Source organism: Acidithiobacillus sp. (genome assembly GCF_023256195.1).
Classification (GTDB): domain Bacteria; phylum Pseudomonadota; class Gammaproteobacteria; order Acidithiobacillales; family Acidithiobacillaceae; genus Acidithiobacillus_A.
The window spans coordinates 181370-207598 of the sequence record NZ_JAGDWX010000023.1; the positions used below are offsets into that span (position 1 = coordinate 181370).

The window sequence follows — 26229 nt, forward strand, 5'->3', positions numbered from 1 at the left end:
CTTCTCTCTAGCGCAAGAGGCTTCGTAACGGCGTTTCCAGGGCAATGCCGATGACCACGATCCAGGCGATGGTCACCGGGATGAACACCTTCCATCCGAGCCGCATGATCTGATCGTAACGATACCGTGGAAAAGTGGCACGAATCCAGAGAAAGACGTAGAGCAGGAAGGCGGTCTTCAGCAACAGCCAGACGATGCCCGGCACCCAGGTAAAGGGCGCAATGGCCAGTGGCGGGTACCAGCCGCCCAGAAACAGCACCGAGGTCAGGATGGAGACGAAGATCATGTTGGCGTATTCGGCCAGGAAAAAGAGGGCAAAGCCCATGCCCGAATACTCGACGTGAAAACCGGCGACGATCTCCGACTCACCCTCGGCGACATCGAAGGGGGCGCGATTGGTTTCGGCTACCCCCGAGATGAAATACACCAGGAAGAAGGGAAACAGGGGCAACCAGTACCAGGACCAGAAGCCCCCCCCAGCCTGCGCCTCAACGATCTTGCTGAGATTCAGGCTCTGGGCCACCATCAGCACCCCCACCAGGGCGAAGCCCATGGCGATTTCGTAGGCGACGAGCTGGGCTGCGGCCCGCATGGCGCCCAAGAAGGCATACTTGGAGTTGGACGCCCAGCCGGCGACGATGATTCCATAGACGCCAAGACCGGCAACCGCCAGTACATAGAGCAGCCCGGCATTCATGTTGGCGATGGCGACATCGGGACCGAAGGGTACCGCAGCCCAGACCAGCATGGCCGGCACGAAAGCCAGCACCGGCGCCGTCAGAAAGAGGAAGCGGTTGGCATTGGTGGGGATCACCACTTCCTTGAAGAGCAACTTCAAGGCGTCGGCGATGGGCTGCAGCAGGCCGCGGAAGCCCACCCGATTGGGCCCGAGTCGAATCTGCATGTAACCGATAACCTTGCGTTCCGCCAGCGTCAGGTAGGCAACGGCAGCGAGCAGCGGAACCAGGACGAAAACGATCTTCAGCAGGGACCAGAGAGCCGGCCACCAGGGGGTCGAGGTGAGATGGGCAAAGACCATGAACGCTCCTTCAGATCGCCTGCCGGCTGGACGCACGACCCACGGTACAGGAGCTCTGCAGGCCGCCTAAGGCGACACTCTCGGCGGTACCCAGGGGGAGCCACAGGCAGCCTCGCGGCACACTGGCGTCGGCCTGTACCGGCAGGGTCACCACCGGTCGTCCCGCCCGGCGCAGTTCGATCACGCTCCCAAGCCCCCGTGCCTGGAGATCTTGCGGATGCATGCGGCAGACGGCAGGACGTCGCAGCGGCGCGGCGCGCCGGACCAGGGGATCGGCGGTGTAGATGGTCCAGTCACCCAAGAGGCGCAGATGCCCTTCGGGCAGCGGCGCGGCCGCTTCCGGGGCCAGCTCTGGAAACGCGGCAAAGGCAGGCACGTCCAGAGGAAAATCTCCCAAAGCGCCTTGCCAGGCCGACTGCACCTCATCCAGATCGTTGAAGGCAAGGCCCGCAACTCCCAGATGATCCGCCAGCACACGCAGAACCTTCCAGCCGGGCCGCGCCTCACCGGCGGGCTTCACCGCAGCGCGATAGCTCTGCAGGCGTCCCTCGTTGTTGATGAAGCTGCCGGCGCTCTCGGCCCAGCTGGCCAGGGGCAGGAAGACCTGGACCTGCTCCGGCAGGTTGCCGGTGAAATGTCCCAGGGCGAGCACGAACTCGGCTTCCTGCAAGGCCTGTTGTGCCGCTTCCACGGCCAGACTGTCGTACTCCGGCTCGACACCGTAGAGCACGAAAGCCTTGTGCGCTGTGGACCAGCTGGGTGTGCGCTGACCCGGTACGGTCTCGCCCCCCGGGCGGCGGTGAGGGACGCAACCCAGGAGCCAGGCACCGGCGGCGTTGCCGGCATTGGCCAGCCAGCCCAGTCGCGCCCCGGCCGCCGTGGCCACGCCCTGGATCGCCCGCAGCAGCTCGGCCGCTTGGGGATGCTGCAGGGCATCGTTGCCGATGAGCAGCAGGGGATCCTCTGTCTCGCGCAGGGCCGTGGCCAAGCGTGCCAGCGCCCCTTCCTCGGCCCGTGCCGTAGCGCCCTGCAGCAGTTCCTCCAGGCGCCGGTAGGTACCCAGGTCGTCCCCCGTTTCCGGACAGAGTCCCTGCACTGGAAAATTGAAGGGCCGTAGCACCGTGTCGATGGCATAGATCGTGGCGCCAGCAAGGGCCGCCTTGCGCAGGCGATGGTTGGTCAGAGGCTGCTGTTCCCGGGGGAAGGCGTGGCAGAGGAGGATGGTGCGCTCCCGCTCCAGATCCTCCAGGCTCATGTTGAGGGCGGGATAGAGCGGCATGGCCGCGTCGGCGCGGAAATCCGTCTGCCGCAGGCGATGCTCGATATGAGTCACCCCCAAGGCCCGGAACAGGGCCTGAAAAAGAAAGAGCTCCTCATTGCTGCTCTCGGGAGAGATGAGGGCGGCAATGGCCTCGGGACCGTGCTTACGGACGACGCTCTCGAGCCCCCCCGCCGCCGCTTGCAGGGCCTCGCCCCAGCTTGCGGCCTGCAGACGGCCGTTGACGCGCAGCAGCGGCGTGAGGCCCCGGTCCTCGGCGCTGAGGCCGGCGTAGGCAAAGCGACCCTTGTCGCAGATCCATTCTTCGTTGACGCTCTCGTTGGCGCGCGGCAGTACCCGCAGCACGTCCTTGCCAAGACTCTGCACATCGGTGTTGCAGCCCGTGGAACAGTGGGGGCAGAGGCTGGGAGTGTGCTTCAGTTCCCAGGAGCGCGCCTTGTAGCGAAAGGGTTTACTGGTCAGGGCACCGACGGGGCAGAGGTCGATCATGTTGCCCGACAGTTCCGAGGATACGGCCTTGGACACGTAGGTGCTGATGGCTTCCTTCTCACCGCGACCCACCACCCCCAGCTCCATGACGCCGGCAATTTCCTGGCCAAAGCGCACGCAGCGGGTGCACTGGATGCAGCGGGTCATTTCCGTGGCAATGAGCGGACCGATATCCTTGTCCGCCACCACCCGCTTCTCTTCCTGGTAGAAGCTGTGGGGATTGGCGTAGCCCATGGTGATGTCCTGCAGGGGGCACTCACCCCCCTGGTCGCAGACCGGGCAATCCAGCGGGTGATTGATGAGCAGGAACTCCAGGACACCCTGCTGCGCCGCCTTGGCCTTGGCCGAACGGGTCTGGATCTTCATACCGTCGGCGCAAGGGGTGGCGCAGGCGGGCAGGGGCTTCCACTGCTTTTCCACATCCACCAGACACATGCGGCAATTGGCGGCGATGGACAGCTTGGGGTGGTAGCAGAAGACCGGGATGTAGATGCCCAGCTGCCGCGCCGCCTCGAGGATGGTGGTGCCGGCGGCGACGTCCAGCTCCCGGCCATCGATCTCGATGTGTGGCATCAGGCAGCCCTCCGCTGTCCCACCAGACACTGCCCGTGCCGGATGTGGTGCTCGTACTCCTCACGGAACAGCTTGATGGAGCTCACCACGGGCGCCACACCGCCATCGGCCAGGGCGCAGATGGTGCGACCCTCGATGCGTGAGCCGACATTGAGGAGCAATTCGATATCCTGGGCCCGACCTTGACCGTTCTCGATGCGGTGCATCACCCGCCAGAGCCAGCCCATGCCCTCGCGGCAGGGTGTGCACTGGCCACAGGACTCGTGCATGTAGAAGCGGGCAATACGCTCCACCACGCGGACGATGCAGACGCTGTCGTCGATGACGATCACCGAGCCAGCCCCCAGGGCCGAGCCGGCCTTGGCGATGGAGTCGTAGTCCATGGTGCAGTCCATCATGGTATCGCCGGCGAGCATGGCGGTGCTGGTGCCGCCAGGGATCACCGCCTTCAGACTCCGCCCTGGGCGCAGGCCGCCCGCCATCTCCAGCAGTTCCGGAAAGGGCGTGCCCATGGGCACCTCGTAATTGCCGGGACGCTGCACGTGACCCGTGACCGAGAAAATCTTGGTGCCGCCGTTGTTGGCTTTGCCGAGTTCCAGAAACCACTGGCCGCCGTGGACGATGATGTCCGGTACCGAGGCAAAGGTCTCGACATTGTTGATGGTGGTGGGGCGACCGTAGAGGCCATAGCTGGCCGGGAAGGGCGGCTTGAACCGGGGCTGGCCCTTCTTGCCTTCCAAGGCCTCCATCAGCGCCGTCTCCTCGCCGCAGATGTAGGCACCGGCGCCGCGATAGACGTAGAGATCGAAGGAAAAGTCCTGGCCCAGGATGCGCTCGCCCAGAAAGCCGGCGGCATAGGCCTCTTCCAGGGCCGCCTCGACCCGCCGGATGGGCTCGATGAACTCGCCGCGAATGAAGATGTAGCCGGCACGGGCACCCATGGCGTAGGCACCGATGATCATGCCCTCTATGAGTCGGTGCGGCTCATAGCGCATGATGTCGCGGTCCTTGCAGGTGCCGGGTTCTCCCTCGTCGGCATTGCAGAGCAGATACTTGGTGCCCGACACTCCCTTGGGCATGAAACTCCATTTGAGACCCGTGGGGAAGCCTGCGCCGCCGCGTCCGCGCAGGGCCGAGGTCTTCATCTCGGCGATCACCTGCTCTGGGGTGACCTGTTCGCTGAAGATCTTGCGCAGTGCCTGATAGCCGCCCGTCGATTCGTAGACCGACAGGCGATGGGAATCCGGGATGCCGCGATTCTTGAGGGTAACGCCGTTAACGTACATCGCTCGATCCTCCGCGCAGTTGCTCGATGAGGGCATCGATGCCCTCCGGGGTCAGACGTTCCAGGTATTGGTCGCCCAGATGCAGGACCGGGGCGTCCTTGCAGGCACCCAGGCACTCCACTTCCTGCAGGGTGAACAGTCCATCCGCCGTGGTTTCGCCGATGCCGATGCCCAGGCGCTTCTGCAGGTGCGCCAGGATATCGTCGGAACCGTTGAGAAAGCAGGAAACGCTGCCGCAGACGCAGAGCTTGTGCTTGCCCACGGGTTTCAGGTCGTACATCGTGTAGAAGGTGGCGACCTCGAAGGCCTGGATACTCGGGATCTCCAGAACCTGAGCCACTTCCTCGATGAGTTCCGTCGGCAGCCAGCCGTGTTCTTCCTGGGCGATACGCAGGGCCGCCAGGAGAGCAGAGCGGGCTTGATCGGCCGGATACTTGCGCCGTTCGGCAGCGATGGCAGCGAGAGCTTGATCGGAGAGCATGGCCTTACCTGTCGATTTCGCCGAAGACGATGTCCATGGTGGCGAGGATGGCCACCACGTCCGCAATCATGTGACCCCGGGCCATTTCGTCCATGGCCGCAAGGTGCGGGAAACCCGGTGCCCGGATTTTCATGCGATAGGGCTTGTTGGCCCCATCCGAGACCATATAAATGCCGAATTCGCCCTTGGGCGCCTCGACGGCGGCGTAAACTTCGCCGGGTGGCACCGCCATGCCCTCGGTGAAAAGCTTGAAGTGATGGATCAGGGCCTCCATGCTGGTCTTCATGGTCTCGCGCGGTGGTGGCGCGATCTTGTAGTCGTCGACGATGACGGGCCCGGGGTTGCGCCGCAGCCAATCCACGCACTGAGCGATGATGCGGTTGCTCTGGCGCATTTCGGCGACGCGCACGAGATAGCGATCGTAGCAGTCTCCTTCCTTGCCCACGGGGATGTCGAAGTCCAGATCGGCGTAGGCGGCGTAGGGTTCGCTGCGGCGCAGATCCCAAGCGACCCCGCTAGCCCGCAGCATGGGACCGGTGAATCCCAGGGCGATGGCCCGCTCCGGACTGACCACGCCGATGCCGACGGTGCGCTGCTTCCAGATGCGGTTGTCCGTGAGCAGGGTCTCGTATTCGTCCACATAGCCCGGGAAGCGCCGCGTGAAATCCTCGATGAAATCCAACACGCTGCCCTGGCGGTTGGCATTGAGCTCCGCCAGGCGCCGGGCATCGCGATAGGGCGAGGGCTCATACTGGGGCATGCGCTCCGGCAGGTCACGATACACCCCGCCCGGACGGTAATAGGCGGCGTGCATGCGCGCCCCAGAGACCGCCTCATAGACGTCCATGAGGTCTTCCCGCTCACGGAAACAGTACAGGAACACACTCATCGCACCGACGTCCAAGGCGTAGGCCCCCAGCCACAGGAGGTGGTTGAGGATGCGCGTGATCTCGTCGAACATGGTGCGGATGTACTGGGCGCGGATGGGTATCTCCACCCCGAGGAGCTTCTCCACCGCGCGACAATAGGCGTGCTCGTTGCACATCATCGAGACGTAGTCGAGACGATCCATGTAGGGCAGGTTCTGCAGATAGGTCTTGTGCTCCGCCAGCTTTTCGGTGGCACGGTGGAGCAGACCGATGTGCGGGTCGGCCCGTTCGATGACCTCACCGTCCAGCTCCAGGACCAGACGCAGCACGCCGTGGGCCGAAGGATGCTGCGGCCCGAAATTCATGGTGAAGTTATTGATTTCCGGCATCGTAGCGCCCCTCCTCACCGATCCGCAGTATCCGCGGCACCACCACCCGCTCTTCCGTGCGGGTGGGCTCGTACACGACCCGACGCTGATCGGCGTCGTAGCGCATCTCCACCGTCCCCACCAGGGGAAAATCCTTGCGGAAAGGGTGTCCCACAAAACCGTAATCCGTCAGAATCCGCCGCAGATCCGGATGACCATCGAAGAGGAAACCAAAGAGATCGAAGGCTTCGCGCTCGAACCAGTTGGCCGCTGGCCAGATCTCTACCGCCGAAGGCAGGATCGGCAGTTCCTCATCCAGATACACGCGCACACGCAGGCGACGGTGGTGATGGAGAGAGAGCAGGTGATAGACCACGGCAAAACGCGGCCCAGTCCAGGCGCCTTCGCCGTACTCGGAGTAATCCACTCCGCAGAGGTCGATGAGCTGCTGAAAGTCGCAGCGCGGGTCATCGCGCAGAAAACGGAGACTCTCGAGCAGGCCGTCCCGCTCCAGCTCCACGGTCAGCTCACCACGATCCACCCGACTGTGGCGCAGTCGCTGCCCCAACTCCGCCAGAGGGATCTGGCTGGTATCGTCGATGCTTTCGCTCATCGTTCACCTGGCAATGGTGTTGGTGCGACGGATCTTCTTCTGCAGCTGGATGAGCCCGAAGAGCAGGGCCTCTGCCGTGGGTGGACAGCCCGGCACGTAGACATCCACCGGCACGATGCGATCGCAACCGCGCACCACACTGTAGGAATAGTGGTAGTAGCCGCCGCCATTGGCACAGGACCCCATGGACACGACCCAGCGGGGTTCCGGCATCTGGTCATAGACCTTGCGCAGGGCTGGCGCCATCTTGTTGACGAGCGTGCCGGCGACGATCATCACATCCGACTGCCGGGGGCTCGGCCGAAAGATGATGCCGAAGCGATCCAGGTCATAGCGCGCCGCTCCCGCATGCATCATCTCTACCGCACAGCAGGCCAGGCCAAAGGTCATGGGCCACAGCGATCCGGTGCGACTCCAGTTGACTACGGTATCGATACTGGTGGTGACAAAGCCCTTCTCGAGAACGCCCTCTATTCCCATTCCAGCGCCCCCTTCTTCCACTCGTAAATGAAGCCCACTACGAGGATGGCCAGGAAGATCATCATCGCCACGAAGCCCGTCATGCCAATGGCATCGAAGACCACGGCCCAGGGAAAAAGAAAAGCGATTTCCAGATCGAACAGAATGAAAAGAATGGCGACCAGGTAATAGCGCACATCGAATTTGACGCGAGCGTCCTCGAAGGCCTCGAAGCCGCATTCGTAGGGAGAGAGTTTTTCACTGTCCGGCCGTTTGGGACCCAGGTTGGAGCCCAGCCACAGCGGTATGACGCCCACCAGCAGAGCGACCAGCAAGAAAATGAGTACGGGTAGATAGTGATCCAACATCCGCTACACCCCTCCGCCGAATTCCGGACTTCACCAGGAAGTCATAAAATAATTTTTATCTGTATAATCAACGCTGTGGAAAAGCCCAGAGACAAAAAAACAGCCACTTGGGCTGTGTTTGGTGCCGAAGGCCGGACTCGAACCGGCATGGCTTGCGCCGCCGCCCCCTCAAGACGGTGTGTCTACCAGATTTCACCACTTCGGCTATGACACAAATGTCTCATGCTCCAAGACCAAGGTCAAGGCTTGGGGGCGCTCTGCGTGGATGCGGACGGGACGGCGGCAGAGCTGCTGACCGCGGGCGCTGCAGGGGCACCGGCAGCCGTATTCTTGCTGACATTTGGGGCGGCTGTAGCGGCCGCGGAGCTGGCCGGCGCCGACGCCGCCGGAAGGGCAATGCCGGAGCTGACGGAACGACTGGCGTGATCGGAAAGGTAGGCGAGTCCCAGGCTATTGAGGAAGAAGAGTGCACCCACCACGGCCGTGGTGTGACTCAGGAAATTGCCGGCACCGCGTGCGCCGAAGACCGTCTGGGAGCCGCCGCCGCCGAAGACGGCGCCGATATCCGCGCCCTGGCCTTTCTGGATCAATACCAGACCTACCAGTACCACGCAGATGATGACTTGCAGAATCAGGAGAAAATCGTACATGTCGCTTCAAACTCCTCGGCCGACGCTGTGGGCGGCCCGACAGATCTGGATGAACTCACCGGCCTGCAAAGAGGCGCCACCCACCAGCCCGCCGTCGATATCCTCAGCGGCAAAAAGGGCGGCAGCGTTGTTGGCCTTGACGCTCCCGCCGTAGAGGATGAGCAGCTTCTTGGCCAGGGCCTGGGCATGCTCCGCCACGACGGCGCGGATGAAGGCGTGCGCCTCCTGTGCCTGCTCCGGCGTGGCCGTCTGGCCGGTGCCAATGGCCCAGACTGGCTCGTAGGCGATGACAACATGAGGCTGATGGCCGCTGCCCTGGTGTTCCAGCACCGGGGCTAGTGCCTCGATCTGGCGCCGCAGTACTTCAGTAGTCTTCCCATGTTCCCGTTCGGCTCCCGTCTCGCCGACGCAGATCACCGGGATGAGACCGGAATGCAGGGCGGCCTGAGCCTTGCGCAGCACGACGGCATCGCTTTCGCCAAAGAGCGCGCGCCGCTCCGAGTGGCCCACCAGAACATAGCGACAGCCCATGTCTCGAAGCATGGAGCCAGAGATCTCGCCGGTGTAGGCGCCCTGGTTTTCCCAGAAGAGGTTCTGTCCACCCCAGCGTAGGGCAGTCCCTTTGGCCACCTGAGATACCGTGTGCAGGAGTGTGAAAGGCGGAAACAGCACGACCTCAGGTACGGTGGGCTCGAGTCCCGCGTCCAGGATGGACTGTGTGAGATGGTGGGCATCGGCACTGAGCCCGTGCATCTTCCAATTTCCCGCTACCATGATGGGGCGCACGCGTCGGTTTCCTCTTATCGCTATATCCTGATCAAGGGGCCGAGTGTAAAGGCTCCGCCCAGGGTGGTCAATTTGCCGCACAGACTCCGGTGCGTTCGCGGTGGAGCTGCATGAGTTGATCGCTCAGGCGGCTTGCCACGGCTTCGGCGGTCGCCCGATCCGCAGCCTCCACCATGATCCGCAGGAGCGGCTCGGTGCCCGAGGGGCGCACCAGCAGACGTCCCCGTTGCCAGAGCTCGGCTTCGGCCTGAGCGATGGCTGCCTGCACCGCGGCGTCCTTGAGGAACTCGCGGGCGGAGGCGATGGGTAGACTGCGCAGGATCTGCGGCGCCAGGCGAAAATCGCCACGCAGGACGTGCAGGGGCTGACAGCGCCGCTGGACGATGGCCAGCACCTGCAAAGCGGCGAGGATGCCGTCGCCGGTGGTATTGGCGGGAGTGATGATGTGACCGGAAGACTCGCCCCCCAGGGGGTAGGAGAGCGCACGCATCTGCTCCAACACGTAGCGATCGCCAACGGCCGCCCGCACAAAAGGCACCCCCCACTGGGCGAAGGCCTGTTCCAGGGCCAGATTGCTCATCACCGTACCCACTACCCCGGGCAGCTGGCCGGTCTCCCGCATCTCGCGCGCCAAAAGCCAGAGGATGCTGTCGCCGTCCCAGAGTTCACCCTCGCCGTCTACCAGCAGCAGGCGGTCGCCGTCGCCATCGAAGGCGATGCCCATGTCGGCGCCGCTGGCTACCACCTGACTGCGCAGAAGCTCCGGCGCGGTGGAGCCGACCTCGTCGTTGATATTGAGGCCATCGGGATGGACGCCGATAGCCTCGATCTGGGCACCGAGCTCGGCGAACACCATGGGTGCGACCTTGTAGGTGGCGCCATGGGCACAATCCAGCACCAGCCGTAGACCGCGCAGATCGAGATCGCCCGGAAAGGTGGTCTTGCAGAATTCCACATAGCGTCCGGCGGCATCGTCCACACGCCGCGCCTTGCCCAGGCGGTCGGCGTCGGGCAGGGTCAGGGGCAGGGTCATGCGCGCCTCGATGGCCTCTTCGATCTCATCGGCAAGCTTCAGGCCGTCGCCCGAAAAGAACTTGATGCCGTTGTCGGGAAAGGGATTGTGGGAAGCGCTGATGACGATACCGGCATCGGCCCGCAGGGTGCGCGTGAGATAGGCGATGGCGGGCGTGGGCAAAGGCCCCACCAGGAGGACATCTACCCCCGCAGCGGCAAGACCGGATTCCAGGGCGGACTCCAGCAGATAGCCGGACAGGCGGGTATCCTTGCCGATGACGACCCGTGGTCGCCCTGGGGCGCCGGCGGTGAGCACGTGCCCCGCTGCCCAACCCAGACGAAGTACCCACTCGGGATGCATGGGCAAATCGCCCACGCGCCCGCGAACGCCATCGGTGCCAAAAAACTGTCGTGCCATGCCTTATCCTTTTTTGGGGTTCGGGTCCAGATCTGCGTCGAGGGCCGCCCACACGCGCAGTGCCTGTACCGTAGCCCCCACGTCGTGTACGCGCAAGATGGCCGGTCCGATCCGCGCCCAGATCCACAGGGCTGCAGCGACGCTACCCGGGTCGCGTGCCGAGGGCTCTGTCACACCCGTGAGGCTGCCGATGAAGCCTTTTCGGGAAACGCCGATGAGCAGAGGAAACCCGAGTTCGCGCAGGGCGTCCAGGCGGTGCAGCAGGCGCAGATTGCCTTCCAGATCCTTGGCAAAGCCGATACCGGGATCCAGCACGATGCGCTCGGCGGCGATACCGGCGGCGCGACAGACGCGCACGCGCTCGGCCAGAAAGTCGCGGATGTCCATCACCACGTCCGAATAGTGGGTCTGTCCCTGCATGGTCTGGGGCGTTCCGCGCCGGTGCATGAGGCAGACGTCGAGACCGAGTTCGGCCACGGTGCGTAGGGACTCGGGATCGTCGCGCAGGGCGCTGACGTCGTTCATCATGCACGCCCCCAGGGCGTGCGCGGCACGCATGACGCGGGCCCGGCGGGTATCGATAGAGATCGGGAGGGGAACGCTGGCCGCCACCGCCTCGACGACGGGCAGAAGGCGCGCCATTTCGGTTTTTTCGTCCACTACCGGAGCGCCCGGGCGGGTGGATTCGGCACCGATGTCGATGATGTCGGCTCCCTGCTCGAAAAAGCGGCGGGCGCAGGCCACGGCGGCATCCACCGTCGTGTATCGGCCGCCGTCCGAGAAGGAGTCGGGGGTGGCATTGAGTATGCCCATAACAGAAGGGCGCTCCAGCCACCGGGAGCGCCCTTGGGCGGGATCCGCCACCGCCATGCCTATACCGGGCGTTCTCCCGGATTCAGGTTCGGCATCCCACTCGCGCCGGCATTGCCCACGCTGTCGGGCTGGTTGCTGACGGCCGGACTGCTGCCGGAGCTGTCTGCCGGCGGCCGCGGATCACGTCCGGCCATGATGTCGTTCACTTGGTTGGCGTCCAGGGTCTCGAAGCGCAGCAGGGCCTTGGCCATGATTTCGACCTTGTCGCGGTTCTCCTCGATGAGGTTACGCGCTACCTGATAACGCTCCTGGATGATGTTGCGTACTTCGGCATCCACGGTCTGCGCTGTCTGCTCCGAAACGTTGCTGTGCTTGGTGACTTCCCGACCGAGGAATACCTCCTCTTCCTTCTCGCCGATGACCATGGGACCAATCTGGGACATGCCCCACTGGGTCACCATCTTGCGCGCCAGATCCGTGGCCCGCTCGATGTCGTTGCCGGCACCGGTGGTCATCTGGTTGAGGAAGACCTCTTCGGCAATGCGTCCGCCCATGAGGATGGAGATGTTGTTGAGGATCTCCTGCCGCTCGTAGTTGAAGCGATCTTCCGTGGGCAACTGCATGGTCAGACCCAGAGCACGCCCACGCGGAATGATGGTGACCTTGTGCACCGGATCGGTACCGGGTAGGAGCTTGGCGACCACCGCGTGCCCCGACTCGTGGTACGCCGTGGTCTCCCGCTGCTTGTCGCTCATGACCACCGACTTGCGCTCGGCGCCCATCATCACCTTGTCCTTGGCGTCCTCAAAGTCGCGCATGTCCACCAGCCGCTTGCTCTTGCGCGCCGCCATGAGGGCCGCCTCATTGACGAGGTTGGCCAGATCCGCACCGGAGAATCCTGGGGTGCCGCGGGCGATGATCTTGGGATCGACATCGGGCCCGACGGGTACCTTGCGCATGTGCACCTGTAGGATCTGTTCCCGTCCGCGGATGTCAGGGAGGGGCACCGTGACCTGGCGGTCGAAGCGGCCGGGACGGAGCAGGGCGGGGTCGAGCACATCGGGCCGGTTGGTGGCGGCGATGACGATGATGCCCTCCGTACCTTCGAAGCCGTCCATCTCTACGAGCAACTGGTTGAGGGTCTGCTCGCGCTCGTCGTTACCGCCGCCCAGACCCGCACCACGCTGCCGTCCAACGGCGTCGATCTCATCGATGAAGATGATGCAGGGCGCGTGCTTCTTGGCCTGCTCGAACATATCGCGCACGCGCGAGGCACCGACGCCCACGAACATCTCGACAAAATCGGAACCGGAGATGGAGAAGAAGGGTACTCGCGCCTCACCGGCAATGGCTCGGGCGAGCAGGGTCTTGCCCGAACCGGGCGAGCCCATGAGGAGCACACCCTTGGGAATGCGACCACCCAGGCGCTGGAACTTTTGCGGGTCGCGGAGGAAGTCGACGATTTCCGCCAGTTCTTCCTTGGCTTCCTCCACCCCCGCCACATCGGCGAAGGTGATCTTGTTGTTCTCTTCCGTGAGCATGCGGGCACGGCTTCGACCGAAGCTCATGGCCCCGCGGCCGCCGGCACCACCGCCCCCCATCTGGCGCATGAAGAAGATCCAGACGCCGATGAGCAGCAGCATGGGGAACCAGGAAATGAGAATGGAAAGCAGCAGCGACTGACCTTCCGGCGGCTTCACGTCGATCTTGACTCCGGCGGCCAACAGCTCCTTGACCAAGCTACTATCGTCCTTGGGAGCGTAGACACTGAATTTTTGCCCGGAGCTGAGCGAACCCGTGTAGTGATTGCCGTCGATGGTGACGTCCGCCACCTGCCCCTGCTTGATGCTACTGACGAAGGTGGAAAAGTTCATGGCCTGGGCCGGCGCTTTCGTGCTCGTATTGAGATTCTGAAAGACCAGCATCAGGATGACGCCTATGGCCACCCAAAGCAGTACATTCTTGAAAACGTTATTCATGTATTCACCTCCCCCGCAGGGAGCTTAGACGGGGTAAAAACCCCGGACATTGGTCAGTGTATCCCGGCCACTCCAAGCTGACAACCGAAACCAGAAAGTCAAGACGGCTTTCAACCCTGTGTCCCACCCACCGTAAGATCGCGAATTTTCAGGGTCGGCTGACCCACTCCCACGGGTACGCTCTGGCCGTCCTTGCCACAGGTACCCACCCCGGTATCCAGTTGGAGGTCGTTGCCTACCATTTCAACCCGGGTGAGCACGTCGGGACCGTTGCCGATAAGGGTGGCGCCCTTGACGGGCTGGGTGATGCGCCCGTTCTCGATGAGGTAGGCCTCCGAGGCCGAGAACACGAATTTGCCGTTGGTGATGTCCACCTGACCGCCGCCAAAGTTCACCGCGTAGAGCCCCTTCTTGACACTGGCGATGATCTCTTGCGGATCACGGTCGCCGGCACGCATGTAGGTGTTGGTCATGCGCGGCATGGGCAGGTGGGCGTAGGATTCGCGGCGTCCATTGCCTGTGGAGTGGGTGCCCATGAGACGGGCATTGAGGGTATCCTGCAGATAGCCCTTGAGGAAGCCATCCTCGATGAGCACCGTGCATTGAGTCGGTGTGCCCTCGTCGTCGACATTGAGGCTGCCGCGCCGCCCGGCGAGGGTACCGTCGTCCACTACGGTGACCCCTGGAGCCGCCACCCGCTCACCCACGCGGCCACTGAAGGCGCTGGTGCCCTTCCGGTTGAAGTCGCCCTCCAGGCCGTGGCCGATGGCCTCGTGCAGCAGGATGCCCGGCCAGCCCGGTCCCAGCACCACCTCCATGCTACCGGCCGGCGCATCGCGCGCCTCCAGATTCACCAGAGCCTGGCGAACGGCCTCGCGTGCGTAATGTTCGGCGGCCCCACCCGCGAGGAAGCTACGATAGTCGCTGCGGCCCCCGCCGCCCGCCGTGCCTTGTTCACGCCGCCCACCGGACTCGACGATGACCATGACATTGAGGCGCACCAGGGGGCGGATGTCCGCCGCCATGCTGCCGTCCAGGCGCGCGACCAGCACCGCCTCGAAGCGGGCACTCAGGCTGGCCATCACCTGGACCACGCGCGGATCCGCGGCCCGCGCCGCCGCCTCCACCCGCTCCAGCACGGCGACCTTCTCCTCGCTGGACAGATCGGCGAGGGGGTCGACGGGAGGGTAGAGATCCAGACCCTGCCGCCGCTGCCACACCAGGGCGCGCTGCTCGCCACTGTGGTGGACGATGGCGCGGGCCGCCTCGGCGGCACTCAGCAGGGCGTCCACCGCGATTTCGTCGGAGTAGGCCAGGCCCTGGCGCTCCCCCTGGATGGCGCGGACACCCACACCCTGCTCGATGTGGTGCGAGCCGGATTTGACGACGCCCTCCTCGAGACTGAAACCCTCGCTGCGGCTGTATTGAAAGTAGAGGTCGGCATCGTCCAGAGCCCGCCGCGACAGCTGGGCAAAGACCCGCTCCAGCGCCGACTCACCGATGTTTCCGGGAGCGAACAGGGTGGCCTTGGCGATTTCGAGGGCGGATTCGGACATGTGCGGATTCTCCTGAGCAGGCTTCGCTCCCAGTATGCACCTCCCAGCAATCTAGAACAAGTATAGAACTATTCGATGTCGCGATCGTGGGGCCGGCTTTTCGCCCACAGCTTTTCCCGGAGTCATCAACCGCCTTATCCACACAATATCTAGTTGACAGAAAAGATCAGCAGACTATATTTAGTTCAGAACCCCCCAAGGTCCCGTGCAGAACCCAAGGAGATTGTCCCCATGCCCTCGCCCGTTCGCAGTGCCCAGTCTGAAGCTCTCGAAGTCCCCGCCGACCTGGGTCGGTATCGGGTCATCCGGCGCAACGGTAGCGTCGTCCCTTTTGATGCCAGCAAGATTCACGTCGCCATGACCAAGGCCTTTCTGGCCGTGGACGGGGGGGCGGGAGCGGCCAGCGCACGGGTGCGCGATCTGGTCACCCGGCTCACGGAGCAGGTGGTAGAGACCTTGCAGCGGCGCCAGCCGGGTGGCGGGACGCTGCACATCGAGGATATTCAGGATCAGGTGGAACTGGCTCTGATGCGCGCCGGCGAGCACGAGGTGGCGCGGGCCTACGTCCTGTACCGGGAGGAGCGGGCGCGGGAGCGGGCGCAGAAACGGCAGGCCAGCCCGGCCGAGGCGGCGGTGTTGCGGGTTCGCCACGGCGACGGGCAGGAGCGGGTCCTGGACATGGAGCGCCTGCGGCAGGTGATCGGTGAGGCCTGCAGCGGTCTAGGAGAGGCGGTATCCGTGGAAGCCATCCTGCATGCCACCCAGCGCAACCTGTACGACGGCATCACCGAGGAGGAGCTCTTTCAGGCGCCCATTCTGGCCTGTCGGGTGCTGATCGAGCAGGACCCTGCCTACGCTTATGCCACCGCACGCCTGCTTCTGGATCGCATCCGGCGCGAGGTGCTGGGCGAGCCGGCTACCCAGGCCCAGATGAGCGAGCGCTATCCGGAGTACTTCCGCGACTATCTGCGCACGGGCATTCAGCACGAACTCATCGATCCGCGTCTGGCGCAGTTCGACCTCGATCGTATCACCGCGGCGCTGCGCCCCGAGCGGGATCTGGATTTTCAATACCTGGGTCTGCAGATTCTTTACGACCGCTACTTTCTGCACGTGCGCGAGCGGCGCATCGAGCTGCCCCAGGCCTTCTGGATGCGAGTGGCCATGGGGCTGGCATTGGAGGAGATCGATCGGGAGGAGCAGGCCATCGCCTTCTATGAGGTGCTGTCGCGCTTCGAGTTCGTGAGCTCGACACCCACCCTCTTCAACGCCGGTACCCTGCGCCCGCAGCTGTCCAGCTGCTTCCTGACGACGGTGGCGGACGATCTGGACGGCATCTACGAGGCCATCAAGGACAACGCCCTGCTGTCCAAGTATTCCGGCGGCCTGGGCAACGATTGGACCCCGGTGCGGGCCCTGGGCTCCTATATCAAGGGCACCAACGGCAAATCTCAAGGGGTGGTGCCCTTCCTCAAGGTGGTCAACGACACCGCTGTCGCCGTCAATCAGGGCGGCAAGCGCAAGGGGGCCGTCTGCGCCTATCTCGAGACCTGGCACCTGGACATCGAGGAATTTCTGGAGCTGCGCAAGAACACCGGCGATGACCGGCGCCGCACCCACGACATGAATACGGCCAACTGGATCCCGGATCTTTTCATGGAGCGGGTGCACAGCGATGGTCCGTGGACGCTGTTCAGCCCCAACGAGGTGGCGGACCTGCACGATCTCACGGGCCAAGCCTTCAAGGAGCGGTACGAGCACTACGAGCGGCTGGCAGACGCCGGCGAGATCACGCTGTTCAAGCGCCTGCCGGCCTTGCAGCTCTGGCGCAAGATGCTGACCATGCTCTTCGAGACGGGACACCCCTGGATTACCTTCAAGGATCCCTGCAACCTGCGCAGCCCTCAGCAGCACGTGGGGGTGGTGCATAGCTCCAACCTCTGCACCGAGATCACCCTGAATACCAGCGACAAGGAGATTGCCGTCTGCAATCTGGGCTCCGTCAATCTGGTGGCGCACCTGCGGGCCGATCTGCCCGACCAGGGTTTGCGAACGGAGGCCAGCGCCGAGGAGCTCATGGCGCTGATGGACACGGACAAGCTCGCCCGTACGGTGCGGGTGGCCATGCGCATGCTGGACAACGTCATCGACATGAATTACTACGCCGTTGCCAAGGCGCGCAATTCCAACCTGCGTCACCGTCCCGTGGGCCTCGGTCTCATGGGCTTCTCCGATGCCCTGTTGGCCCTGCGCATTCCCTATGCTTCCTCGGCAGCGGTGGAGTTTGCCGACATCAGTCAGGAGCTCATCAGCTATTACGCCATAGACGCCTCGGCGGACCTCGCTCGTGAGCGCGGAAGCTACCGCAGTTTCCCCGGCTCCCTATGGAGCCAGGGCATCCTGCCCATCGACAGCATCGAGCTGCTGGCCCGTGGTCGGGTCGCCGGCGTCGAGGTGGACCGCAGCCAGCGTCTGGACTGGCAGAGTCTGCGTACCAAAGTGATGGGTGGCATGCGCAACAGTAACTGCCTGGCCATCGCCCCCACTGCGACCATCTCCAATATCGTCGGCGTAAGCCAGGGGATCGAGCCCATTTACCAGAACCTCTACGTCAAATCCAATCTGTCCGGAGAGTTCACCGTGGTCAACGCCTATCTGGTGCGAGACCTCAAGGCCGCGGGTCTTTGGGACGAAGTCATGGTCAACGACCTCAAGTACTTCGACGGCTCGGTCACCCCTATCGACCGCATTCCCGCGGCGCTCAAGCCCCTCTACGCCAACGCCTTCGAGATCGATCCGCAATGGCTGGTGGAGGCGGCGGCGCGGCGCCAGAAGTGGCTGGACCAGTCCCAGAGCCTCAACCTGTATTTTGGCCAGCCTTCGGGCAAGAAGATCGACGAGACCTATCGCCTGGCCTGGCGTCGTGGTCTGAAGACGACCTACTACCTGCGCTCCCTGGGAGCGACCGCGGCGGAGAAGTCCACGGTGAGCAAAGGTGTGCTCAATGCCGTGCCCGGACAGTTGAAGGCCTGTGCCATCGAAGATCCCGGCTGCGAAGCCTGTCAGTGAACTCATACGACCAGGAGCATCGACCATGTTGAATTTTGAAGAACCCAGCCGTCCCGATCCCTTGCGCGTGATGCCTCCCTATCAGGACCATCCGGGTCTCGGCGCCGACGGCGGCGTTGCGGCGCAGAGTTTCGAGCGGGTGCGCGCCGAGGACAAGCGCATCATCAACGGCAGCGCCGATGTCAATCAGCTGGTGCCCTTCAAGTATCAGTGGGCCTGGGACAAGTACCTGGCCGCCTGCGCCAACCACTGGATGCCCCAGGAAGTGCAGATGGCCCGGGACATCGCCTTGTGGAAGGACCCGAAGGGTCTGACCGAGGACGAACGCCGCATCGTCAAGCGTAACCTGGGCTTTTTCACCACGGCCGACAGTCTGGCCGCCAACAATATCGTCCTCGGTACCTATCGTCACATCACCGCACCGGAGTGCCGCCAGTATCTGCTGCGCCAGGCCTTCGAGGAGGCCATTCACACCCACGCCTATCAGTACATCGTCGAGTCTATCGGTCTGGACGAAGGCGAGATCTTCAACATGTATCACGAGGTGCCCTCCATTCGGGCCAAGGACGAATTTCTCCTGCCCTTCATCCAGACCCTGACGGATCCGGCCTTCCGCACCGGTACGCCGGAGAACGATCAAAAGCTCTTGCGTTCCCTGATCGTCTTTGCCGCCATCATGGAGGGCACCTTCTTTTACGTGGGCTTCAGCCAGATCCTGGCCATGGGTCGGCAGAACAAGATGGTGGGTGCGGCGGAGCAGTATCAGTACATCCTGCGCGATGAGTCCATGCACTGCAATTTTGGTATCGACCTCATCAATCAGATCAAGGTGGAAAATCCGGGATTGTGGAGCGAAGCCTTCCAAGACGAGATAGTGGCTCTGATCCGCAAGGGCGTAGAGCTGGAGTGCGCCTATGCCGACGATACCATGCCCCGCGGAATCCTCGGTCTGAATGCGCCGATCTTCAAAGACTACGTCAAATATATCGGCAATCGTCGCCTGCAGCAGTTGGGACTGCCAGCGCAATGGCCGGGCATCCAGAACCCTTTCCCCTGGATGAGTGAGATGATGGACCTCAAGAAAGAAAAGAACTTTTTCGAGACCCGGGTGACGGAGTATCAGACGGGCGGAGCGCTGAGCTGGGATTGAAATCGTAGAAATAATAGGGTCGTCCTGTCGCTGATCCGCCAGGACGGCTCACTCGCCTGCCTCCTAGCACCGGCTCACCTGCGGTGCATTTCTATAGGTCACGCCAGTCTCGCTTGTGCCCATAGGCCAGACCTCCCGATGTCTGCAGACGAGACGGACACACCCTCCCGAGGACGAGCGTAGCCATATCGCGAATAATAAATCTTGAGCTACATTGGTCTTTTGTTTGCTCAGAAGTTCATACTCTATTAGCATAAGCAAACAGTGCGTTTTCAACGGATAATATCTGGAGGAAGCATGAACGTAACTGCGTGGCTGCAAAATCTGGAGGCACAGTTCCTTGCCGTCGTGCCGGGCATCATCGGTGCGGCCGTAATCCTCATCATCGGTTGGATCCTTGCGAGCATCGTTCGATCGGGGGTGCAGCGCCTTCTGCACGCCCTCAAGCTCAATGAGCGTATGCGCGGCGAAGGAGAAGAGGCATCCCGGGCTTTCGACGTCGTCGGCCTCGTGGGTGCTTTGGTGTATTGGCTGATCCTGCTGCTGGCGCTGGTGGGTGCGCTCGGGGTGCTGCACGTGGACGCCGCCATCGTGCCTCTGGACCGGATGCTGAGCAAGGTGACCTTCTACCTGCCCGATCTTTTTGCCGGCCTGGTCCTCGTCGGCATCGCCTACGTCGTCGCCAAACTGGTGCGCAGTCTGAGCCTCAAACCACTCTCCATGCTGCGCCAACGGCACCTGGGTGAAGGTACATCCCCGGAACTGGAGAATGCCCTGGCCAACGTGCTCTTCTGGCTGGTGATATTGTTTTTCCTGCCGGCCATCCTGGGTGCCCTGCGCATCGACGGCGCCATCACTCCCGTGCAGGAGATGACGGCAGGCCTGCTCGCGGCCGTTCCTCGCATCTTCGCTGGCCTCGTCATCGCCGTGGTAGGTTGGATCATCGCGTCCATCCTGCGGGCCCTGACCCGCAATCTGGCGACGGCCTTGGGTGTGGACCAAGCGGCGGCAAGAATGGGTATAGAACCACGCCGTAGCCTGGCCCACAGCCTGGGGACCCTGGTGTTCATCGTCGTCTTCCTGCCGGCCCTCATCGCCGCCCTGCAGGCCCTGCACATCGACGCCATCAGTCAGCCCGCCACGCTGATGCTGCAGGAGTTCTTCGTCGCCCTGCCACACATCCTGGCCGCTATCCTCATCCTGCTGGTGACTTGGTTCGTTGCCCGCTTCATCGTCGGGGTCATCGCCGAGCTCACGGCTGGCGCTGGCCTGGACCAGCTGCCCCAGCGCGTCGGACTGGGACATCTGTTCTCGGAGCAGAACTCGGCGTCGCGCGTATTGGCTCGCGTGCTCTTTTTCTTTGCCATGCTGTTTGCCACCACGGCCGCGGCCGAGCAACTGGGTTTCACGGCGGTGGAGCACCTGGTCGCCCTCTTCATCAACTTTGCCGGGCAGATTCTGCTGGGTAGCGTCATCCTCATGGTGGGCTTCTGGCTGGCGAGTCTTGCACAGCGCAGCATTGCCCAAAGTGGCGAGGGCAATCGCACGCTCTATGCCGAAATTGCGCGTTTTGCCATCCTCGGCCTCGTGCTCGCCATGGGACTGCGCGCCATGGGCATTGCCGACGACATCGTCAATCTGGCCTTTGGCTTGACCTTGGGTGCCGTGGCCGTGGCCGTGGCCCTGTCCTTCGGCTTGGGTGGCCGTGAGGCTGCGGGCAGGTTATTGAACCACTGGCTGGATCGACTGCTGAAGCGCAGCGACGATCCGGGCAATTCCTGATCTTCGCAGGCGCCACGGCTTCCCGGTGGTGGCCGGGGTCGTCCTGTGGAGCACCGTGCATCGTTCACAGCGAACCGGGAAAAACACGGGGCCGGCGCTCACCGCGCTGGCCCCGCTCATGGTGACCGATCTCGGGCACCGGTCCTGAGACTCAGGTCTTGACCGGAGCGTCGGTGTCCAGGGCGAAGTGTCCTGAGAACTCGGCGTGATCGAGCACGTGACTCAGGGGATGCAGCTCCCGGGCACGGGCGTCGATGGCTGGCGGTGGAGCCAGATCCTCGGGTGGATGGTGGCCTCTCAGCGCCTGCTTGACGGCATCCCAATCGGCACCCGCCGGCAGGCCCAGACTATCCAGATCCGTTGCCAGCAAGACAAAGTCGTAGTGTTGCAGAGTACGTTCGGCACTGGCCTCGGGCGCTCGGTAGCGGGTTTCGCCGAAACTGTTGCGACCAAGCTTCGCCCCGTCGGGCAAGGGCCCACCCTCGTGGATGCCTTCTACCGTTGGCGGAATATCGTAGACCAGCCAGAAGATCCGTTCCTCGGGTTTCGCCTCACGATGCTCCATGAGCAGCACGAGGCTGCGCGTCTGCGGGGGCAGATGCTGCCAGAAAATGGGCGGGGTCACCCCGGCGCCGGGCTGGGTGAAGCGTTGGGGGATCCAGTCGCCCGGATCGATTCCGGTACTGAACACTTTCATCTCTACGGCCATACGGGATCTCCTTTTTTACAGGAACACCCCTTCAGTCTAGACGAGAGATGACGATTGTGCCGATGTGTCCGTCCCTAGAGTCCGGTGGCGCGGCGAATGAGGGGGAAATACCAAGAGTAGGGTAGACAGCGCAGCCAATGAAAGCGACGGGTAAAGGCTTTGGGGAAATGGATCTCGAAACTCCGACCCTCCAGCCCACGCAGCAGCAATTGTGCCGCTGCCTCGGGCTGCAGGAGGTGGGGCATGGCAAAATCGTTCTGCGCTGTGAGGGGAGTGGCGACAAAGCCCGGATGGATGACCTGCACACGTAGGCCGCGCGGCTCGAGGTCAAGGCGCAGGATCTCCGCAAAATGGGTGAGGGCCGCCTTGCTGGGACCGTAGTAGAGGGATTTGGGTAGGCCGCGAAGACCTGCCACGCTGGAGGTCAGGGCAATATGGCCCGCGCCCGCCTCGAGGAAACTCGGCAGCACGCAGGATACCGTGCGTAGCGCCCCCAGGTAATTGATATCGAGGATATCCCTGGCCCTGCCCACGTCCAGCTCCCAGGACCGTGCCGGCACGTAATTGCCGGCCAGGTAGAGCAGTAGGTCAATGCCGCCCCAGGCCTCACGGATACGCTCCCAGGCGACGGCTACGCTTTCGTCCGAGCGGACGTCCATCGCCACCGCCAGGTGTGCGTTTGGAGCCGGATCCTGTGCGCCTTGGGAAAACTCGGTGCGGAGCGCATCCAAGCTATCCTGGCTGCGCGCACTGATGGCAAGTTGGGCGCCGGCGCGGGCCAACTCACGGGCGCAGGCGGCACCGATACCGGAACTCGCGCCCACCAGCCAGCAGCGCTTGCCACGCCAGAAGGAGGGAGAACTCATCGGATGGTCTCGCCCGAACGTGGGTACTGAGCCATGGCGGCACGGTTGTCGGGGGTGTTCTCTAGCCGGTGTATCTCGATGCTCACCTCGCCGATATAAAAGCCGAGAAAGAACATCCGGGTGCGATTGATCACGTGATCGGCGTCGATAAGGTACATCCAGTCGTCGGCACGGAGTTTGTAGAACTTGCCGCCCACGGGCTGACGCACCACATAGCGCCAGTGCATCGCGTAGCCGAGACTCTCGCCTTTGGCCTCGCCGACGATATCGCCAGCGCTCCCCTTGGCCGTGCCGACAAAATGACCGTGATCTTCCAACTCCAACTGCCAGAGGCGTTCCGCTGTCGTGGTCTGACCGCGGTCGTCCAGAAACAGAAAGCGTTCGCTGAGGCTGCCGCGCTCGCCCTGCCAGGTACCCAGCAGATGCATCACGAAACGATTGCGCACGCGCCCCGAGCGATCCTGAAAGATCCCCGTCGCAACACTCGGCCCATCGAAGAACTGGTCGAGGCGGAATTCCGGTGAGGAATTGCCGTAGGGGCGCAGTCTGCTGGAATAGCTCTGGGCTTCGCTCACGTCGGACTCTCCTCAGGACTGAGTTACCACTTTGTAGCGCAAGACGGCACGCCGATGCCTCGGCAGATTGATTTTCGCGAGGACGCCGAGAGCCGCCGCCGCCGCCACGGCGATGGCCGCGGCATTGACGCTGAAAAGCTGCGTGCCGCTTTCGTCCCGACCCAAGACGAAAAGTAACTGAAGTAGATAGGCGAAGGGAAGATAAATGGCGAGAGCGGTGACAAAAAAGCGCTCCCACTGCCGATGATTCTGCATGAGCCAGCGAAATTCCAGAACACCGGCGCCGATCAGCCAGAGGCTCGCCATGAGGAGCAGGCTCGCCAATGCAGCACCCGTGACCAGCCCCAGAAGCACGCTGGCACCGAAGGCGATGTCGGCGCTGGAACGCCAGATGAGGCCTCGAACGGCGCTCAGGGGCTGCTTTCCTGCTAGCGTGTGGCGCAGGCAAAAGAGCCCGTGGCCCAGATTGTAGCTAGCGAAGAATCCTAGGGTCAGGGGCAGCCACTGGTTTGCCCAGAGCAGGACCGCCAGGGCGTAGGTCACAAGGAAGGCCGCCCGCAAGGCAAGGAAGCTCGGGCGGCACAGGATCCAGCTCGTTGCTTGTCCGTGCCATTTTTCGGTAGACGTCATAAAGTCCTCCTGAAAAAAAGGGGAGCATGCGCTCCCCAAAGGCCACCAGAATCAACGTTTGAAAGCTTTGGTCACCGGCACTGCCGCGCTCCTCTCGGCGAGAGTCCATTGAGCAGCCCGGGATAGCGAAAGCATGAAGAGAATCAATCCGCTCATCAGCCACAGAGGCTCGGCGGGGCTGCCGACGGCCATGAACACCAGGGCCGCCACGAACCACGCCAGGGCTTGGAGCAGATAGCTTCTGCGTATATCCATGGCGAAATCCTCCTCAGGCGTTGACGGCGACGGCCGCCGACTGGTACAGATCCGCCACGGCACGGGAGCCGGCGGACTGACCCTGAGCGATGGAGTCGTCGATGGTTTCCGGGCCCGTGGCTGCGCCGCAGACGTAGATGCCCTTGCGGGTCGTCCCCTGACTGTTGGTGTACTGCTCGGCGCGGTCGATGAAGCCGTGCTTCTCCAAACCGATGCCGAAAACCTTGGCAATCTCGGGATTGAGCGCATTGGGATCCATGCCGATGGCGTGCACCACCATGTCCATGGGGATGACGATGGGACGCTTCACCAGGGTGTCCTCACCCTTGACCAGCAGACGACCGTCCGGGGACTTGGTCACCTCGGCGATACGCGCCTTGACGAACTTGGTCTTGTACTCTTCCTGGCTCTTCCAATAGAACTTGTCTTCGTAGAGCCCAAAGGTGCGGATGTCCATGTAGTAGATGAACACATCGGTGCTCGGCGACAGCTCCTTGATCTCCATGGCGAGGTTGGTGGAGACGGTGCAGCAGATCTTGGAGCACCACTCACGCCCGATCTGCCGGTCCCGCGAACCCACACAGAGGAGGATGGCCACCCGCTCGGGGACGCGCCCATCCGAGGGACAGCGAATCTGCCCGGCACCCACCATCTGCTCCATCTGTGTGGTGGTGAGCACGTCCTCGTAGGTACCGAAGCCCCACTCCGGCTTATTGATGGAATCGAAGTGGGTGAAACCCGTGGCCAGCACGATGCTGCCCGCCTCCACCTGCTGCCCGTTGCTCAGGTGCGCCGTGAAGTTGCCGGCCTCACCGTCCAGCTGCGTCACCTTGGTGGACTTGTGGATGCTGACGTTACCATTGCCATCCACGCGGCTGACCATGCGGCCGATGGCATCCTTGGCCCATTCTCCAGAGGGCACCAGCTTGGCGTAACCGGAAATGATGGGCGCGCCACCGAGGACGTCCTCTTTCTCGACGATGACCGCCCTCTTGCCCATGGCCGCCACCGTAGCCGCCGCCGACAGGCCCGCCGGGCCCGCACCTACTACCAGAACCGTGTCTTGATGTGCCATGAAGAGTTCCTCCGTTTCCGTCACAAGGAAAGTGTAGGACTCCTCCGGGACAGTGTCAATGGTATGTACTATACAAAATGCGGTCAGCTCAGATTGCCTGGATTCCAATGCTCGACCGCGCCCAGCAGGTCCTGGAGCCGAGAAAAACAGGGGCCTGGATACTCCTCCTTGAGTTCGGTGGCGCCGCTGCCGCTGAGCCAGAGACTGATACTGGGCGGGATATTGTCCTGTATCTGTTTAATCCATTGCCGACTGTCGCCATTCACCGAGGCGGCGGATATGGCCAACTGCAGCACGTGGACAGGACAGTGCCGCAGACAGGGAAGAATGTCCTCCAGCGGCGGCTCAGGGCCGAGGAACAGCACGTCCACGCCCTTGCCCAGCAGCAGGACGCGCGTCATCTGTACTTCCAAGGGGCGGCCTTCCCCAGGGAGGCTCATGAGCAGGATCCGCAGGCTGTCGTCTGGCGCGGGCGGGATCTGCGCTGCGGCCAGTTCCAGAGTCTCCAGAAGGAGTTCCTGGGCGGCCCGCTCGGCAAAGGTGGGCAGGCTCTGGTCCAGGCGGCTGCGTGCCATGCGAAGCAGCAACGGCGCTGCCAACTCCATGACCCAATTCTGGGCGCCATCCCGAGCCAGCTCCTGGCGCAAGAGGTGACGCAGGCTACGCAGATCGATGTCCGTGAGAGCCTTCCAGGCCTTGTCCAAGGCTGGATTGGCACGCGGGCTGATAGCGGCTGGGGAGGGAATTTCACGCAACAGGCGCTCCAGCCGCTGCGGCTCTGCCCCCACCACGAAACCGGGACGGTAGCCAGCGTTGAGTAGACGGTTGATGTCGTGCAGGCGCTGGATCTGACTGCGGCTGTACAGGCGGTTGCCGGCGGCATCCCGGGTCGGCACCGGAAAGCCGTAGCGCCGTTCCCACATGCGTAGCAGTTCCTTGGAGATGCCCGTCTCCTGCTCCACCACGCTGATGGGGAACTGGGGCTGTTCTTCCAGGGGGACGGATTTCGGTGTATTCGTTTTGTCCAAGACGATACCTTGACATTGCGTGTGGGCGGGTTACCCTTCGCTCATGATCC

At 63.1% G+C, this 26229-nt stretch carries 24 protein-coding genes and 1 tRNA gene; 3 read left to right on the forward strand and 22 right to left on the reverse strand.

Annotated features, from left to right (window positions below):
• Nucleotides 1-7: 7 nt before the first annotated feature.
• The 15 genes from nuoH to tldD all read right to left on the reverse strand — a co-directional run bounded on the left by nuoH (nt 8) and on the right by tldD (nt 15040).
• Nucleotides 8-1039 carry an NADH-quinone oxidoreductase subunit NuoH gene (gene nuoH, locus Q0C23_RS05605; RefSeq protein WP_291511399.1) on the reverse strand — a complete coding sequence of 344 codons (1032 nt, stop codon included), beginning with the start codon at nt 1037-1039 and terminating at the stop codon, nt 8-10.
• Between the two features lie 10 nt (nt 1040-1049).
• The gene (nuoG, locus tag Q0C23_RS05610; protein WP_291511400.1) at nt 1050-3380 is read right to left on the reverse strand and encodes an NADH-quinone oxidoreductase subunit NuoG; all 2331 of its coding nucleotides are present in this window, start codon (nt 3378-3380) and stop codon (nt 1050-1052) included.
• Complete coding sequence (nuoF, locus tag Q0C23_RS05615; protein ID WP_291511401.1) at nt 3380-4666, reverse strand: NADH-quinone oxidoreductase subunit NuoF; 1287 nt, start codon at nt 4664-4666, stop codon at nt 3380-3382. Before nuoF ends, nuoG begins: the two co-directional genes overlap by 1 nt.
• Nucleotides 4656-5147, reverse strand: coding sequence for an NADH-quinone oxidoreductase subunit NuoE (gene nuoE, locus Q0C23_RS05620; protein ID WP_291511402.1), 492 nt, complete (start codon nt 5145-5147; stop codon nt 4656-4658). Before nuoE ends, nuoF begins: the two co-directional genes overlap by 11 nt.
• Nucleotides 5148-5151: 4 nt before the next feature.
• The gene (locus tag Q0C23_RS05625) at nt 5152-6405 is read right to left on the reverse strand and encodes an NADH-quinone oxidoreductase subunit D (protein ID WP_291511403.1); all 1254 of its coding nucleotides are present in this window, start codon (nt 6403-6405) and stop codon (nt 5152-5154) included.
• Nucleotides 6389-6997, reverse strand: a complete 609-nt coding sequence (locus tag Q0C23_RS05630) for an NADH-quinone oxidoreductase subunit C (protein ID WP_291511404.1) — start codon at nt 6995-6997, stop codon at nt 6389-6391. The genes Q0C23_RS05625 and Q0C23_RS05630 overlap by 17 nt, the downstream gene beginning before the upstream one ends.
• 3 nt (nt 6998-7000) lie before the next feature.
• The gene (locus tag Q0C23_RS05635) at nt 7001-7477 is read right to left on the reverse strand and encodes an NADH-quinone oxidoreductase subunit B family protein (protein ID WP_004868919.1); all 477 of its coding nucleotides are present in this window, start codon (nt 7475-7477) and stop codon (nt 7001-7003) included.
• The gene (locus Q0C23_RS05640) at nt 7468-7824 is read right to left on the reverse strand and encodes an NADH-quinone oxidoreductase subunit A (RefSeq protein ID WP_291511405.1); all 357 of its coding nucleotides are present in this window, start codon (nt 7822-7824) and stop codon (nt 7468-7470) included. The genes Q0C23_RS05635 and Q0C23_RS05640 overlap by 10 nt, the downstream gene beginning before the upstream one ends.
• 119 nt (nt 7825-7943) lie before the next feature.
• Nucleotides 7944-8029: transfer RNA gene (locus tag Q0C23_RS05645), tRNA-Leu, on the reverse strand.
• Between the two features lie 34 nt (nt 8030-8063).
• Nucleotides 8064-8474, reverse strand: a complete 411-nt coding sequence (secG, locus tag Q0C23_RS05650; protein ID WP_291511406.1) for a preprotein translocase subunit SecG — start codon at nt 8472-8474, stop codon at nt 8064-8066.
• Nucleotides 8475-8480: 6 nt separating this feature from the next.
• A complete protein-coding gene (tpiA, locus tag Q0C23_RS05655) occupies nt 8481-9260 on the reverse strand; it encodes a triose-phosphate isomerase (protein WP_291511407.1) in 780 nt (259 codons plus the stop codon).
• A gap of 67 nt (nt 9261-9327) precedes the next feature.
• Nucleotides 9328-10692 (reverse strand): phosphoglucosamine mutase, encoded by a 1365-nt coding sequence (gene glmM, locus Q0C23_RS05660; RefSeq protein WP_291511408.1) that lies wholly within the window; start codon nt 10690-10692, stop codon nt 9328-9330.
• Between the two features lie 3 nt (nt 10693-10695).
• On the reverse strand, nt 10696-11505 hold the full coding sequence (gene folP, locus Q0C23_RS05665) for a dihydropteroate synthase (RefSeq protein WP_291511409.1): 810 nt from the start codon (nt 11503-11505) through the stop codon (nt 10696-10698).
• A gap of 59 nt (nt 11506-11564) precedes the next feature.
• On the reverse strand, nt 11565-13484 hold the full coding sequence (gene ftsH / locus Q0C23_RS05670; protein WP_291511410.1) for an ATP-dependent zinc metalloprotease FtsH: 1920 nt from the start codon (nt 13482-13484) through the stop codon (nt 11565-11567).
• A 110-nt stretch (nt 13485-13594) separates the two neighbouring features.
• On the reverse strand, nt 13595-15040 hold the full coding sequence (gene tldD, locus Q0C23_RS05675) for a metalloprotease TldD (protein ID WP_291511411.1): 1446 nt from the start codon (nt 15038-15040) through the stop codon (nt 13595-13597).
• Between the two features lie 231 nt (nt 15041-15271).
• Here tldD and Q0C23_RS05680 point away from each other — a divergent pair, with 231 nt between their 5' ends.
• From Q0C23_RS05680 to Q0C23_RS05690, 3 genes are all read left to right on the forward strand, one after another.
• On the forward strand, nt 15272-18109 hold the full coding sequence (locus Q0C23_RS05680) for a ribonucleoside-diphosphate reductase subunit alpha (protein WP_291511412.1): 2838 nt from the start codon (nt 15272-15274) through the stop codon (nt 18107-18109).
• Between the two features lie 25 nt (nt 18110-18134).
• The gene (locus Q0C23_RS05685) at nt 18135-19259 is read left to right on the forward strand and encodes a ribonucleotide-diphosphate reductase subunit beta (protein WP_291511413.1); all 1125 of its coding nucleotides are present in this window, start codon (nt 18135-18137) and stop codon (nt 19257-19259) included.
• Between the two features lie 297 nt (nt 19260-19556).
• On the forward strand, nt 19557-21041 hold the full coding sequence (locus tag Q0C23_RS05690) for a mechanosensitive ion channel (protein ID WP_291511414.1): 1485 nt from the start codon (nt 19557-19559) through the stop codon (nt 21039-21041).
• Nucleotides 21042-21192: 151 nt separating this feature from the next.
• Here Q0C23_RS05690 and Q0C23_RS05695 read toward each other — a convergent pair whose 3' ends face one another.
• The 7 genes from Q0C23_RS05695 to Q0C23_RS05725 all read right to left on the reverse strand — a co-directional run bounded on the left by Q0C23_RS05695 (nt 21193) and on the right by Q0C23_RS05725 (nt 26179).
• Nucleotides 21193-21750 (reverse strand): YbhB/YbcL family Raf kinase inhibitor-like protein, encoded by a 558-nt coding sequence (locus tag Q0C23_RS05695; protein WP_291511415.1) that lies wholly within the window; start codon nt 21748-21750, stop codon nt 21193-21195.
• A 74-nt stretch (nt 21751-21824) separates the two neighbouring features.
• Entirely contained in the window at nt 21825-22616 is a 792-nt protein-coding gene (locus Q0C23_RS05700; protein WP_291511416.1) for an SDR family oxidoreductase, read from the reverse strand.
• Entirely contained in the window at nt 22613-23191 is a 579-nt protein-coding gene (locus Q0C23_RS05705; protein WP_291511417.1) for a DUF3833 family protein, read from the reverse strand. The genes Q0C23_RS05700 and Q0C23_RS05705 overlap by 4 nt, the downstream gene beginning before the upstream one ends.
• A gap of 12 nt (nt 23192-23203) precedes the next feature.
• On the reverse strand, nt 23204-23821 hold the full coding sequence (locus Q0C23_RS05710; protein WP_291511418.1) for a hypothetical protein: 618 nt from the start codon (nt 23819-23821) through the stop codon (nt 23204-23206).
• Between the two features lie 51 nt (nt 23822-23872).
• Nucleotides 23873-24076, reverse strand: coding sequence for a hypothetical protein (locus Q0C23_RS05715; protein ID WP_291511419.1), 204 nt, complete (start codon nt 24074-24076; stop codon nt 23873-23875).
• A gap of 13 nt (nt 24077-24089) precedes the next feature.
• The gene (locus Q0C23_RS05720; RefSeq protein WP_291511420.1) at nt 24090-25151 is read right to left on the reverse strand and encodes an FAD-dependent oxidoreductase; all 1062 of its coding nucleotides are present in this window, start codon (nt 25149-25151) and stop codon (nt 24090-24092) included.
• Nucleotides 25152-25234: 83 nt separating this feature from the next.
• Nucleotides 25235-26179 carry a MerR family transcriptional regulator gene (locus Q0C23_RS05725; RefSeq protein ID WP_291511421.1) on the reverse strand — a complete coding sequence of 315 codons (945 nt, stop codon included), beginning with the start codon at nt 26177-26179 and terminating at the stop codon, nt 25235-25237.
• Nucleotides 26180-26229: the final 50 nt, after the last annotated feature.

Excerpts from the sequence above, each read along its gene's own strand:
- nuoH (WP_291511399.1), bottom strand. The coding sequence starts at position 1,039 with ATGGTCTTTGCCCATCTCACCTCGACCCCCTGGTGGCCGGCTCTCTGG.
- nuoG (WP_291511400.1), bottom strand. The coding sequence starts at position 3,380 with ATGCCACACATCGAGATCGATGGCCGGGAGCTGGACGTCGCCGCCGGC.
- nuoF (WP_291511401.1), bottom strand. The coding sequence starts at position 4,666 with ATGTACGTTAACGGCGTTACCCTCAAGAATCGCGGCATCCCGGATTCC.
- nuoE (WP_291511402.1), bottom strand. The coding sequence starts at position 5,147 with ATGCTCTCCGATCAAGCTCTCGCTGCCATCGCTGCCGAACGGCGCAAG.
- Q0C23_RS05625 (WP_291511403.1), bottom strand. The coding sequence starts at position 6,405 with ATGCCGGAAATCAATAACTTCACCATGAATTTCGGGCCGCAGCATCCT.
- Q0C23_RS05630 (WP_291511404.1), bottom strand. The coding sequence starts at position 6,997 with ATGAGCGAAAGCATCGACGATACCAGCCAGATCCCTCTGGCGGAGTTG.
- Q0C23_RS05635 (WP_004868919.1), bottom strand. The coding sequence starts at position 7,477 with ATGGGAATAGAGGGCGTTCTCGAGAAGGGCTTTGTCACCACCAGTATC.
- Q0C23_RS05640 (WP_291511405.1), bottom strand. The coding sequence starts at position 7,824 with ATGTTGGATCACTATCTACCCGTACTCATTTTCTTGCTGGTCGCTCTG.
- secG (WP_291511406.1), bottom strand. The coding sequence starts at position 8,474 with ATGTACGATTTTCTCCTGATTCTGCAAGTCATCATCTGCGTGGTACTG.
- glmM (WP_291511408.1), bottom strand. The coding sequence starts at position 10,692 with ATGGCACGACAGTTTTTTGGCACCGATGGCGTTCGCGGGCGCGTGGGC.
- folP (WP_291511409.1), bottom strand. The coding sequence starts at position 11,505 with ATGGGCATACTCAATGCCACCCCCGACTCCTTCTCGGACGGCGGCCGA.
- ftsH (WP_291511410.1), bottom strand. The coding sequence starts at position 13,484 with ATGAATAACGTTTTCAAGAATGTACTGCTTTGGGTGGCCATAGGCGTC.
- tldD (WP_291511411.1), bottom strand. The coding sequence starts at position 15,040 with ATGTCCGAATCCGCCCTCGAAATCGCCAAGGCCACCCTGTTCGCTCCC.
- Q0C23_RS05680 (WP_291511412.1), top strand. The coding sequence starts at position 15,272 with ATGCCCTCGCCCGTTCGCAGTGCCCAGTCTGAAGCTCTCGAAGTCCCC.
- Q0C23_RS05685 (WP_291511413.1), top strand. The coding sequence starts at position 18,135 with ATGTTGAATTTTGAAGAACCCAGCCGTCCCGATCCCTTGCGCGTGATG.
- Q0C23_RS05690 (WP_291511414.1), top strand. The coding sequence starts at position 19,557 with ATGAACGTAACTGCGTGGCTGCAAAATCTGGAGGCACAGTTCCTTGCC.
- Q0C23_RS05695 (WP_291511415.1), bottom strand. The coding sequence starts at position 21,750 with ATGGCCGTAGAGATGAAAGTGTTCAGTACCGGAATCGATCCGGGCGAC.
- Q0C23_RS05700 (WP_291511416.1), bottom strand. The coding sequence starts at position 22,616 with ATGAGTTCTCCCTCCTTCTGGCGTGGCAAGCGCTGCTGGCTGGTGGGC.
- Q0C23_RS05710 (WP_291511418.1), bottom strand. The coding sequence starts at position 23,821 with ATGACGTCTACCGAAAAATGGCACGGACAAGCAACGAGCTGGATCCTG.
- Q0C23_RS05715 (WP_291511419.1), bottom strand. The coding sequence starts at position 24,076 with ATGGATATACGCAGAAGCTATCTGCTCCAAGCCCTGGCGTGGTTCGTG.
- Q0C23_RS05720 (WP_291511420.1), bottom strand. The coding sequence starts at position 25,151 with ATGGCACATCAAGACACGGTTCTGGTAGTAGGTGCGGGCCCGGCGGGC.